Below are 12,513 nucleotides of genomic sequence, written 5' to 3' on the forward strand. Positions count from 1 at the left end.
CTTATCTAATAACTGCTTAAATCGTGCATCTTCCAAAAGCGGAGACGGATTCTCCAAAAGCTGTGTACATGGTACCATGTATGCATCTGGAATGTTTGTCTTATATACTACATCCTCATACTCTGCCATTCCAGACAAATAATGATTCAGACCACTTGTCTCTTCATTATAATCTACATCGTATCTTTTTCTTACAACGGAATTACGAAGATCTACATCTACGAAGGCTGTCGGGAATCCGGCTTCTGCAAGCATTTTCCATAAGAAGATTGCTACTGTACTCTTTCCTTCATTCGGAAGACAGCTTGTCATCAGGATCTTCTTTGTATCATTTCCGCAAAACTTAATATTAATACGCAGACGGTTCATTGCTTCCTCTACTGCATATGGAAGTTCCGGAAGATTAATTGCTAATTCTTTCATTATCTTCTTCCCCTCCTTTTTCTTGTTTTTTTCATATCTGATTCGCTCTCAATAAACAGATCACTATCTGGAATAGAAGTCAATGGAACAAGATCAAAATATTTCTCCATATCCTCGGATGAGTGGATCGTATCATCCATCAGATATCCTGCGATTAGTACACCTGCACAGGCTATCAGTCCTAACAATGCGCCCATGATTGTATACTTGCCATAGCTTGGATTCGCCTTATGATCTGCAACTTTCGCATGCTGTGCAAAGTTGGGTGTCATCGCACTCATTGTGTCCGGCAGATAATCCATTGCCACTTCCGCCATCGTATCAGCTAACTCTTTTGCTTTCTCCGGATCTGTACTTGTCGCTTTAATCTCCAGGATTCGTGTATCATCCGGATTAGTTAAAGTATATGCCTTTTTCAGATTCTCTGATGTTGTATTCAGATCCAGTTTTTTGATTACCTTATCTAATACCGGATAGCTGAGCATTAACTGTTCATAGTCGGATGTCAGTGAAGTTCCGAGGTTCAGATCATTTAAATTCACCACGGAGTTTTCAGATGTTGTTACAATGTAAAGTTTGGCTGTTGATTCATAAGTTGGCTTAATGCCGAAAAATGCAAATGCATTAAATAACACGGCTCCTGCTAAAAAGCAGACCAGTAAATAATGCCATTTTTCTAAAAGCATCCCTGCCACTTCCAGCAAATCAATTTCCAATTCATCATTTGATTGTTTTTGGTTCATGTTGCTTCTCCTTATTATCCCTTTCATACCTTTATCAACGACAGTACTCTGTCGTTATTTTTGTTTCTTATAAAACAGCTCCAGTTCAACCTGTTTTAAGCTGTCCTTATCTGGTGTAAATGTCTGCCATCCGTCATCGTCAAAACCTTCTTTTCCTTTCACCGTCAGTTTTGTATCAGCTTTGGCAGACGCCATCAATACTGCAAGCTTGGAAAACTGCTGCGCTGTAATATTCGTCGTCATATAATCCTGCAATGTATTGTAAACTTCCAGTGGAAACTTTTTATTTTCATTGCATTTCTTATAAAATGCCTGTTTAAATGCAACTTCATATACCTGCTGCCGTTTCATACGGTTGTCGTTCAGTCCGTCACCAACGTCTTTACGCTCGCGGACAAATGTTTCTGCATCGGTTCCTTTTAAAGTGACCGTCTTTCCTTTTATAAGTGTTTTGCTTCCTGGAAATTCGTCTGTAATTTTCACACTTACGCCACCAACCATATCATTCACCGGAACAATCGCTCCCATATTAACCATGGCATATCCGTCAATCTTCTGTCCATCAAACAGATTTGATACCGCATCTACTGTATTTTCCGCCCGTTTTTTATGATCCAGACTCATCGCATGTGCCAGTGACAGTTGAATCTTCGTAGTAGCGAGATATTCTCCCTTATCACTCAGGCTTTTTACATTTGTCATCGTGTTACGGTCAATTGTTAATGTCTTACAAGTGTCTGTACTCCGATCCTGTACAACCAAAGCAAGTGTATCGCATTGTCCGGTTCCATCATACTCTTTGAGCTTCTTAATCTTGTCTGAAGAATCAATTCCCGCTATTAAATATGTAGAAATATTTTTCTTCGGAACGTACGTCTCTCCTTTGTAAACAATGGACTCATCTTTTTCCGTATCTGTACTCTGTACACCCACCGTCCGCGAATCGGCTATTTGGGAAATCCCAGCGATCACTCCTATCATAAAAATAATAAGCACAATCGCAATAATACTTTTCTTTTTCAGTCGTTTTTTTTCTGCCTGTTCTTCGTATTGCTTCTTCATAAGAGCCTTCTTTCATATGTCTGTATGTAATTATCCTTTTGCTTCTTATTTAATGTTATACGTTTTATCTTAACCCATCAGATTTTTGATCATTGCCTGCCCGCCTGTCGGGTACATGACTTCACATGCCAGAAGTCCAATTAATATAACTCCTAATATCACACTGCATACAATCACTTTCTTCTTTGTCATATCACATATACTCCTCTCTATAATATACTGACTTTATTTCAAAATCGCAGACAGTAGCTTTTCCCCCTGTCTGTCAATCTGTTCCAGTACTTCTTTTCCGGCTTTTTTCTCTAAAATATCACGACCATCTTGCAAATTCGGCACTCTGTGATGTGCGCCATGGCAATCACTTCCCAGAACATGTGCTTTTCCTTCTTTAAATAACTTTACAAGATTTCTGGTGTGCATCCAGCTGTCAAATGCATCTGCATTGATCTGAATGGAAACTGGAAGTTCCAGTAGTTCTTTTATCCACTTTTTATTACCGGGGATCCACAGGAAGCGATCTAAATGTGCGATTATTATCTGAAACTTTCGCTCCTTTATCAGATACTCTACTTCCTTTATCTGCTGGCTATTCCATACTTCAAAAGGCATTTCAAGCAACATTAAATTTGTTCCCTGAATGGTCAGTTTTTCAATATCCCGTGCACGGCTGATTCCGTCAAAAAAAGCCACCTCGGCACCGAGTATAATCCGGGGTTCTGTCTCTTCCGACGCTTCGACAGTGTCGTGGAACTGAACCCAAGCTTCTTCACGCCTCTTTAAAAAGTTATCAATTCTGTCTTGTGACGCATAAAAATGGGGTGTCGCCAGCATGAGATCTACTTCTTGTTGTCTGGCCATCTGATGCATATTATACGATGTCTCCAAATTCCTGGCTCCATCATCTATTCCCGGCAGAATGTGGGAATGAAAATCTATCTTACTCATAACTTCTAACCAATTTTTATAACTCTAACCATTTATATATATAACTCTCTAATAATTCTTATGTATATTATCACAAAGCTTGACAAACTGCAACCTTTTTATACCAAATGATATACCCGCAGTGTATTCTCCAGATACTGCACTGTGCGATGAACAGCCTGCGCAAGTGTAGGTTTGTTTTTATCAATGCGCATGGTCTCCAGCATTCCTCTGAAAATCAGGATACTCATCTCATTTAACTCACTGATTTCTTTATCTGTCAGATTATATTCTTTTTCCTGCAATACTTTTGTCAGAAGCATTTGATTTCTTTTATAAAAATCTCCATTTGCCATAAATTCTTCGTATTCTTCTATTTCTTCTACTTTTTCCTGTGGAAAAATTTCATAATACCGACGAAATATCTCCGTCATATTTGTCTCCCCAAGCGGGCTGAAAAATAAGAAGTTATAAATGCGTGGATGACGAAATGCCTGCTCGCAAAAACATCTCCATTCTCCAAGATACCATTCTCTCATACTCTTGCCTTCTGAATATTTGATCTGCGATGTTTTTACATACTCATTCAGACATTTCACACTTGCAAACATTTCCAGCTCATCCAGGCTGTCAAAATAATTGTATAAAGTTGCGCTGTTATATTTGGCACGTTCTGCAACTTTTCGGATCGTCAGATTCTCAATCCCGATTTCTTCCATCAATTCTATCGTTGCATTGATAAAATATGCCATTACGCGCTTTCTCTTCTGTTCTCTCCGAAAATTTCTTGTAATCATATTTTTCCTCTCGATTCTGCTGTAACTTTCTCCAATTCATCACCTATCGTACCACATTCCCGTTTACTCTGAAAGTGTCATTTATATTTTCTATTGACTTAATATATGCCAATCTGTTTTGTCTGTTATTATCTTTTTTCATCACAGAGACAGGCAGAAGAAAATGCCTGAACACATTCTCCCGCCTGTCTCTACTACCACATTTTCAGACCTTTATTATAGTACTTGATTCACGACATTTAAAAGTCATTATTTTTCTTCAAGATGCCGGTGCAAATATTTTTCTCTTGTAGCCAGTCCGCCTCTGATATGCCGTTCAGATTTATTTCTGTCCAGGACTTTTCTTGCCTCCTTTGCAAGCGCCGGGTTGATCGCCAGGAGACGGTCTGTCACATCTTTATGTATCGTGCTCTTGCTCACTCCAAATTGTTTTGCTGTCTGTCGCACCGTTGCTTCATGTTCAATGATATAATATGCAATCTCTACCGCCCGCTCTTCGATGTAATCTTTCATATAAAAACCCCTGCATAGTTTGTTTTTTACAATCTATGCAGGGGTTTTTTAATGTATGTCTGATTCGATTTTCCTACTCCCATATCTTCCGGCTGCAATGTTGCCTGTGCGCTTGGTGTAATGGATACAGATCGGTAACTTTCTGCAATACCGGTAATTGTCAATGCTACAAAGTAAATGATGATAGATGTGCCCATAACTTTCATTGCTCCGATCGGTGCATACACATTCATAGCTGTTTGATAAAAATAACAGATAAACCCAATAATCAGAAGCACTGTATACTGAGTATTTTTAAATAATTTCAAAGGAATTAATGGCTCATTGGCCTTTTCTTCCTTTTTTGCTGTCGTTCTATATTTAATTGTTATTTTTTAACCACTGTGTTGCACAATGTGCGAGGCATCCTGAACCGATCGGACACACGTCTTCGTTGAACTGCACTTTCGGATTGTGTGCACCATACTGTCCTCTCTCATCTGTATATCCTGCTGACAGATAGATAAATGTAGATGGAATCTTCTCCGCAATTGTTGCAAAATCTTCCGATGCGCTTGCTGAAATTCCCGGATATGGAGTTAAACCAGGAATATTCATTTCTTTCATATATCCTACAATCTCATCGGTCAGTTTCGGATCACAGATCAGAGGTGGCACTTCTGAAAGCATGGTAATCTCTGCCGTTCCGCCGTAACTTTCTGCTGTCTTTACTGCTGCTTCTTTCATTCTTCGTACCATAAGTTCTCTCGCCTGCTTATCATTGCTGCGGATTGTTCCTTCGATTACTGCCGTATCCGGGATGATATTTGCAGCTGTTCCGCCTTCAAATTTACCGACTGTCATAACACATGCTTTTGTCGGATCGACCTCTCTTGCCATGATTGCTTCCAGAGCTGTGTAAATGTGAACTCCAATATTGATCGGATCAATGGCATTCTGTGGATATGCACCGTGCGAACCTTTTCCTTTAATATCAATCCTGAATCCGTCCACGGAATACATCATTGTTCCGTTATCGTTATACATAAAAATTCCTACCGGCATCTGTCCTGCTGCCACATGATAGGCAAGTGCGGCATCAACTTTTGGATTCTCTAGTATTCCGTTCTCAATCATATCTTTGCTTCCTTCAAAAGTCTCTTCTGCCGGCTGGAACATAAACTTAATTGTTCCCTGTAATTCAGATTCATTTTCCTTCAGCATCTTTGCCGCTGTTAAAAGCATTGCTGCATGGAAATCGTGTCCGCACGCATGTGCTTCCTGACCGGACGGACATGCAAACGGTTCCCCACTCTCTTCCGGCATCGGAAGTGCATCCATATCTGCCCGAAGCATCAGAACCTTTCCACCCTTTCCCAGTGTTGCCGTCACACCATGACCACATTCTTTTGGCTCTAAGCCATATTCTTTTAATTTTCCCATAACAAATGCCTGCGCTTTTGGCATATTTAAGCCAACTTCTGCATTCGTATGAAGATAGCGGCGGTTAGCAACGGTCTCTTCGCTCAGTTCCTTCGCTCTCTCATAATAGTTCATATCGTCTCCTCCTTCTTAATAGCATCTTTCTTTCATACTTTACTCTAATTTTTAAATTGTAGAATATATTTAGAATATTTCCGGAATATTTGCGGAATACTTATGGAATATTTATGGAATAATCATAGCCGTATTCAATATATCAGTCAACACTTTTCTATAGCTCCTTTTGATTTTTGCTATAATTTACAATTTTTCGCCTTGAATTATGTGCATTTTTTCAGTAAAATATACAAAGGAAAGGAGAATTTCATGAAAACAAAGATTGTAATTATAACGAGTACATATCTTCATCCTTTTGTTGAAAAAGCTTTTGAAGAATTTAAAGAAGAATGTGATGTCACAATCGCAGATTATACAAATTTTGAACACATCGCAGATATCTATAAAAAATACGAAACCATTGCTGACGGTTTTATGGTCAGTGGTACAACAGCCCTGTCTGCAATCGAACATCATGTAGGAGAATTTAAAAAGCCAGTTGTATCTTTTCACGCAGATATGATTTCCTTTTACCACGCTCTTGTAAAATTTTTTCTTGAGCGACGTGATTTGGATCCAAAGCGCTGTATTTTTGACTTTATGCTTCCGATTATTCAATCACCGGGCAATTATGAACATGCTTCTGTTGATTATCTCATCCATGAACTGGATTTAAATAATCTGGCACTTACGATGGATCAATGGGCAAATAAAAGTACAACCGGCGATTTTTCCATGATTGAAATGAATATTGCATTGAAAATTATCGATCTTTGGAAACAGGATAAAATCGATATGGTATTCTGCTCTTACAGCAGTACAATCCCCTTATTAGAAGAACACGGAGTTCCTTATTATTTTCTTTATCCTGTAAAAGACCAGTTAGAATCCCAGATCAAGGAATTATTGTCCCAGATCCGGCTGGAAAAATACCGCGAGAATCTGCCTGCAGCAATCGCAATTGCTGCGCATGAACCGTCTGTTTCTGATAAAACTGACCAAATACTGGAAGACGCTATTCAGAATATCAAGAAAGAGTTTCTGATCGACGCCATTTTGCAGAAAGAATCCAACGTTTACTACATTTATACCACTCACCGTGTAGTTGCCATGATTACCAAAAACTTCGAGGTTGGACATATTATCGCAATGTTGAAAAAAAATTACGACATCTCTGCCGCAGTTGGTTATGGAATCGGGAAAAATATTACAGATGCGAAAAAGCATGCGGAAAATGCCCTGCGGGAATCCTGGAATACAGATGGAAGTTTTGTGATGAACGAGACCAATCAGCTCATCGGACCGCTCGGTTCTTCACAGCTTCCGAGTTTTCCGCAAAATCTTCCGGATAACATCTTTAAAATTGCAGAGAATTGCAAACTCTCTACCTTAACGATCCAGAAACTGACCTCCATCATCAAAATGACCGGTTCATACGAACTTACAACAAATGAGCTGGCAGACCATATGGGCGTTACTGTCCGGAATGCAAACCGCATTCTCCGCAATCTGGAAAATGGCGGTGCCGCTACTATTGCCCACACAAGGTCAACTACTTCTAAGGGGCGTCCGGTTAAAGTTTACCGGTTAAAATTATAGTATTTAAGAGATCAGTAAATCACTCATCCCGCCGGAGGCTTTTACATAATAAGAAATGCAATTTTCTATCATATAAAAATAGCGTCACAGAAACGATTTAAAAATCATTCCTGTGACGCTGTTTTTATTATTGAAATTAAATCTCATATTTTGCTCTATGCAGCTGTCCGATTAGTTGCTTGAGCTGCTTGAATCACTGGAGCTCTTTGAATCGCTGGACTTCTTAGCAACCTGAACGCAGTTCTTTCCAAGCCATTCTTTTACCATATTCTTCAGTGCCGCATCTTTCAGATCCTGCTCTTCAAATGCTTTCTTGAGCGCATCTACATTAGAGCTGTATCCATAACTCTTGGCAATTGCTTTCAGCTCTTTATTGTAGTCTTTCTTGCTCATCTTGATGTTCTCTTTGTCTGCGATCGCTTCTGTTACCATGTTCTGCTTCATCGTATCTTTAACAGCAGCTTTTACCTGTTTGTTGAATTCTTCTTCTGTCATACCCATCTGCTGCTCAAGGAACTTGCTATAATCCATGTTGTAAGCTTTTGCATACTGTTTGTACTGGCTGATCCATGCGTTTTCCATCTTCTTCTGTTCTTTCTCGTCATACTTCTTCACTTTTGTATTAGACAGAACTTTCTCCCATGCGCCACTCTCAACAGATTCTGTATATGTATCCTGTGCTTCCTGCTCCAGTTTTTTCTTTACTTCTTTCTTATACTCTGCAACTGTCTTGGATTTACTTGAAACTTTCTTAACAAATGCATCGTTCAGTTCCGGTGTCTTGGACTCTATGATTGCTTTTACCTTAATTGTAAAACTTACTTTCTTACCTGCAAGCTCTTCAGAATAGTTCTTTGGGAATTTTCCATTCCATACGAACTTGTCCCCAACTTTGTGTCCGATGATACTGTCTTCAAATCCCTCGATAAATGTGTTCGATCCGATCTTTAACTTCTGGTTATTTGCAGATCCGTTGTCGAATTTCTTGCCATTCATCTTACCAACGAAGTCGATTGTAACGGTGTCACCTTTCTTAACTGCACGATTCTTGATCGTCTTTGTCTTCGCATTAGACTCCCGAACAGAATCAATGAAACTTGTCACGTCCTTATCCGTTACATCGTCAGCTTTGTCTACCTCATCAATTTCCACACCCTTGTATTGTGAAATCTTCAAGTTGTCATTCTCGATTCCTTTACTGCTCTGACATCCTGACAACAGAAGAGATGCCGTCATAATTCCTGTTAATAATACTGCTGCTTTCTTTTTCATAGTTCACCTCGAAAATATATTTACGCATTCGCACATGCGAACCCATAGCCTTATTATGTTATACCACATTCTCCCCCTTATGCCTACCCTTTTCACATTTATTTCACAGAACACGCTATGTTGGCGGGCATTATCCTGTCGAATTAAAGCACCGGAGACAACAGCCTGCAGAACTGCTCTTTGAAGCGGATCAAAAGCGTTCTCTGCTCGTAAGATTTCTTTGTCACAAGAGAGCTTTTTGTCATATCATTTTCAAATGCGTCTTCCAACTGTTTTGTTGTCCTTGCACTATAGATTACTGCATTTACTTCAAAATTCAGTGCAAAGCTACGGATATCCATATTGGCAGTTCCCATGCAGGTGACAAGGCCGTCGATACACAGGCATTTGCTGTGCAGGAATCCATTATCATAAGTAAAACATCGCACGCACGCCTCCACCATCTCACCGATGTAAGAATAAGTCGCCCAGTATACAAATGGGTGATCCGGCTTACACGGGATCATCACGCGCACGTCAATTCCGGATTTTGCTGCGATAATAAGCGCGTCCCGGATATCATCATCTGGTATGAAATACGGCGTCTGTATAAAAATATTTTTTCTTGCCATATGGATCAGGCGCAGATAATTGTTACGGATTTCCTGACTATGTGAGTCCGGTCCGCTGGAAATGATCTGCACCGGATCACGCCCGTTCCGGATATAAGTCGGCAGTTCAAACAAATGATCCTCCAGAAAAATATTATCTCTCGCTGCATAATTCCAGTCCAGTGCAAAACGGACTGCAAGCGAAGTGACCGCCGCTCCTTCGATACAAATGTGGGTATCTCTCCAGTATCCGAATTTCTCATCTTTTCCCAGATACTCTCTTCCAATATTAAATCCGCCGACAAAGCCGATTCTTCCATCGATCACTGCAATCTTCCGGTGGTTTCGGTAATTCACACGAAGCTGCAGTTTTCCTAATACTGCCGGAAAAAATTCTGCCACCTGAATGCCGGCTTTTTCCAGACGATCCCAATCGCTGTTCTTCATTCCACGACATCCCATACTGTCAAAAAGGACTCGGATCTCCACACCCTGTCTGGCTTTTCTTAAAAGTACTTCCTCAATTTCCTGCCAGAGTTCATCATTCCTGATGATATAATACTGCAAATGAATATAATTTCTCGCATGATCCATCTCGGATAACAGTGCATCAAATTTCTCCCTTCCGTCTGTATACACACGGATATCGTTATTATCGGTAAGCACCGCCTCCCCTTCATTCAGATTATAGAGAATCAGGCTCTTAAAACGCTCCAGTTCCGGATCACGGAGTTTCAACTTCCGCCGATAGATCGATTCTTCCTGCCTTCGCACCGCATGTTTGATCTCGCCCTCAATTTCTTTCATCTTGAACATCCGGTCTTTATGGAAATTCTGCCCTAATACAAGGTAGAGAATAAATCCAAGTCCCGGCAGAAAATAAAGCAGCAGAAGCCATGCCCATACGGTCGTCGGATCCCGTCTTTGAAAGAAAATAATCAGAATTGAAAATACGAGATTGATGATAAATAAATGATCCATCAGCCATAAATATGCTTCACTGATCATATGACCTGCCGCAATAAACATTCTAAACACCTCCCCTGTTATGTAAGTTCCCTGCTAAAATCTCAAATCTCTTGCACTTGCGTCAAAAGAATGATACAATGTACTTCGTGAAAAACAGATTTTAGGAGGTTCGCTGTGAGTAAATTAACGATTGTCTTATTAGTGATCTTAGTCGTTTTAATCATTGCATGCATTGCATTATATTTCCTCGGGAAAAGAGCTGAGAAGAAGCAGGCCGAACAGCAGGAACAGTTAGATGCTGTTAAGCAGACCGTATCCATGCTGGTTATTGATAAAGGTCGTATTCGTCTCAAAGATGCAGGTTTCCCGCCGATCGTACTGGAGAACACGCCGAAGTATCTTCGCCGTTCCAAAGTACCGGTTGTTAAAGCAAAGGTTGGACCGAAGGTAATGACTCTGATGTGCGATGCTCAGGTTTATCCTACAATCCCTGTTAAGAAAGAAGTAAAAGCCACAGTCAGTGGTATTTACATTACAGGTGTCAAAGGACTTCGTGGTCCGCTTGAAACACCGGAAAAGAAAAAGGGATTCTTCGCAAGACTGAGAAACAAGTAAAATGAAAATGATTTTATAAAAAGGACAGGCTTTTACCGACCTGTCCTTTTTATTTTGCTTTTACACACATCTTAATCTCACTGTCGGCAACTTTATCGCCATTAATATCCAGCTCATAATTTATCCGGATATTGATCCGGTCGTCGGATTCTTCTACTTTCAGATCCTTTGTATATATGCCAAGGAGAAGCTCACCATACGGCGTCTCATACGGCGTCATATGGATCTTGTCTTTTTCAAATACCATATGCGTGCCTGAAAGACCGCTCTTTAATATCTCAAGCTGATCTTCCCCGGATATCCGTATCTTGTTCTTAATACTTCCCGGCATACCTTCCACAACTTCTTCATATATAATGTAATGCTTATTATTCTTGAGATAATAAGCAGCCGGGGTGATGACTTCGATTGGCTCGTTGTCATCCTCCCGACCGGAAAATTCATCATAATGAAGACCGGAAATTGTTAATAATACATCCTTCGTCATCATTCTTATCTCATTCTCTTACAGCGCAAGCTGTTTTGCAATGTCATACTGATACTGCGGGATACTCTTATGCATTCCAAGTGCTTCATCAATATCGAAATCAATGTACTCACCATGTTTGTAACCAACGACACGGTTTGACTTTCCTTCCAGCAAAAGGTCTACTGCTTTTGAACCCATAATAGAAGCATACACTCTGTCTTTACATGTCGGGCTTCCACCACGCTGCATGTGTCCCAGAACAGTTGCTCTTGTTTCCATACCGGTTGCTTCTTCGATTCTCTTCGCCATATTGATAGAATCTCCGATACCTTCTGCATTGATGATGATATAATTCTTCTTACCACGTTTTCTGCTCTCCTGAATATCTTTGATGATTGCTGCTTCATCAAAGTCATGCTCTTCCGGCATCAGGATCTTCTCAGCTCCGTTGGCAATACCGCACCAGAGTGCCAGATATCCGGCATCTCTTCCCATAACCTCGATAATAGAACATCTCTCATGGGAAGTAGAAGTATCACGTACTTTATCAATTGCTTCCATTGCAGTATTAACTGCTGTATCAAATCCGATCGTATACTCGGTACATGCGATATCCAGGTCGATTGTTCCTGGGAGTCCGATCGTATTGATTCCTAAGTTTGCAAGCTTCTGTGCTCCTGCAAAGGAACCGTCTCCACCGATTACAACCAGTCCGTCAATTCCATATTTTTTGCAGATAGCTGCTGCTTTCTGCTGTCCTTCTTCTGTACGCATCTCTTTACAGCGTGCTGTCTGGAGAATTGTTCCTCCACGCTCGATAATGTCTGATACGTCTCTGGCTGACAGGTCAATAATTTCCTCGTTCATAAGACCCTGGTAACCTTTTCTGATTCCTCTGACTTTCAGGCCTTTACCCAATGCTGTTCTTACTACTGCACGGATTGCCGCATTCATTCCCGGTGCATCTCCACCACTGGTAAGAACACCAATCGTACGTATTGTTTTGTCTGCCATGATCA

The 12,513-nt window shown here is 40.4% G+C and carries 15 protein-coding genes; 2 read left to right on the plus strand and 13 right to left on the minus strand.

From position 1 onward, the window contains the following. The 9 genes from H8S07_RS03740 to H8S07_RS03775 form a co-directional block, all read right to left on the minus strand. Positions 1-423: CpsD/CapB family tyrosine-protein kinase (locus H8S07_RS03740; RefSeq protein ID WP_186855440.1), on the minus strand; the 423-nt coding region annotated here is incomplete at its 3' end. Further along, entirely contained in the window at positions 423-1,166 is a 744-nt protein-coding gene (locus H8S07_RS03745) for a YveK family protein (RefSeq protein WP_021859696.1), read from the minus strand. The genes H8S07_RS03740 and H8S07_RS03745, both read right to left, overlap by 1 nt. Before the next feature lie 54 nt (positions 1,167-1,220). Continuing rightward, positions 1,221-2,228: an LCP family protein gene (locus H8S07_RS03750; RefSeq protein ID WP_186855441.1), complete on the minus strand. Its 1,008-nt coding sequence runs from the start codon at positions 2,226-2,228 to the stop codon at positions 1,221-1,223. Between the two features lie 69 nt (positions 2,229-2,297). Further along, entirely contained in the window at positions 2,298-2,420 is a 123-nt protein-coding gene (locus H8S07_RS14615; RefSeq protein ID WP_021859694.1) for a hypothetical protein, read from the minus strand. Positions 2,421-2,453: 33 nt separating this feature from the next. Further along, positions 2,454-3,173, minus strand: coding sequence for a CpsB/CapC family capsule biosynthesis tyrosine phosphatase (locus H8S07_RS03755; RefSeq protein ID WP_118519945.1), 720 nt, complete (start codon positions 3,171-3,173; stop codon positions 2,454-2,456). 98 nt (positions 3,174-3,271) lie between these two features. Next, complete coding sequence (locus H8S07_RS03760) at positions 3,272-3,949, minus strand: TetR/AcrR family transcriptional regulator (RefSeq protein ID WP_021859692.1); 678 nt, start codon at positions 3,947-3,949, stop codon at positions 3,272-3,274. Between the two features lie 249 nt (positions 3,950-4,198). Then, on the minus strand, positions 4,199-4,462 hold the full coding sequence (gene spoIIID, locus H8S07_RS03765) for a sporulation transcriptional regulator SpoIIID (RefSeq protein ID WP_117537033.1): 264 nt from the start codon (positions 4,460-4,462) through the stop codon (positions 4,199-4,201). Positions 4,463-4,488: 26 nt separating this feature from the next. Further along, positions 4,489-4,770, minus strand: a complete 282-nt coding sequence (locus H8S07_RS03770; RefSeq protein ID WP_330422626.1) for a hypothetical protein — start codon at positions 4,768-4,770, stop codon at positions 4,489-4,491. A gap of 52 nt (positions 4,771-4,822) precedes the next feature. Further along, the gene (locus H8S07_RS03775) at positions 4,823-5,998 is read right to left on the minus strand and encodes a M20 family metallopeptidase (protein ID WP_186855442.1); all 1,176 of its coding nucleotides are present in this window, start codon (positions 5,996-5,998) and stop codon (positions 4,823-4,825) included. Between the two features lie 252 nt (positions 5,999-6,250). Here H8S07_RS03775 and H8S07_RS03780 point away from each other — a divergent pair, with 252 nt between their 5' ends. Next, on the plus strand, positions 6,251-7,579 hold the full coding sequence (locus tag H8S07_RS03780) for a helix-turn-helix domain-containing protein (RefSeq protein WP_021859689.1): 1,329 nt from the start codon (positions 6,251-6,253) through the stop codon (positions 7,577-7,579). A gap of 171 nt (positions 7,580-7,750) precedes the next feature. On the opposite strand, the gene tig is transcribed toward H8S07_RS03780, so the two are convergent. Both tig and cls read right to left on the minus strand, forming a co-directional pair. Continuing rightward, the gene (tig, locus tag H8S07_RS03785) at positions 7,751-8,851 is read right to left on the minus strand and encodes a trigger factor (RefSeq protein WP_021859688.1); all 1,101 of its coding nucleotides are present in this window, start codon (positions 8,849-8,851) and stop codon (positions 7,751-7,753) included. Between the two features lie 143 nt (positions 8,852-8,994). Continuing rightward, positions 8,995-10,422 (minus strand): cardiolipin synthase, encoded by a 1,428-nt coding sequence (gene cls, locus H8S07_RS03790; RefSeq protein ID WP_408640164.1) that lies wholly within the window; start codon positions 10,420-10,422, stop codon positions 8,995-8,997. Between the two features lie 162 nt (positions 10,423-10,584). Here cls and H8S07_RS03795 point away from each other — a divergent pair, with 162 nt between their 5' ends. Beyond that, entirely contained in the window at positions 10,585-11,025 is a 441-nt protein-coding gene (locus tag H8S07_RS03795) for a hypothetical protein (protein ID WP_021859686.1), read from the plus strand. 49 nt (positions 11,026-11,074) lie between these two features. Here the strand turns inward: H8S07_RS03795 and H8S07_RS03800 are convergent, their stop codons facing one another. Both H8S07_RS03800 and pfkA read right to left on the minus strand, forming a co-directional pair. Continuing rightward, positions 11,075-11,512: a DUF1934 domain-containing protein gene (locus H8S07_RS03800; protein ID WP_021859685.1), complete on the minus strand. Its 438-nt coding sequence runs from the start codon at positions 11,510-11,512 to the stop codon at positions 11,075-11,077. Between the two features lie 18 nt (positions 11,513-11,530). Continuing rightward, positions 11,531-12,508, minus strand: a complete 978-nt coding sequence (gene pfkA, locus H8S07_RS03805) for a 6-phosphofructokinase (RefSeq protein WP_021859684.1) — start codon at positions 12,506-12,508, stop codon at positions 11,531-11,533. Positions 12,509-12,513 lie beyond the last annotated feature (5 nt).

It is taken from the genome of Dorea hominis, from assembly GCF_014287705.1.
In the GTDB taxonomy this organism is placed as follows: Bacteria; Bacillota; Clostridia; order Lachnospirales; family Lachnospiraceae; genus Dorea_D; species Dorea_D hominis.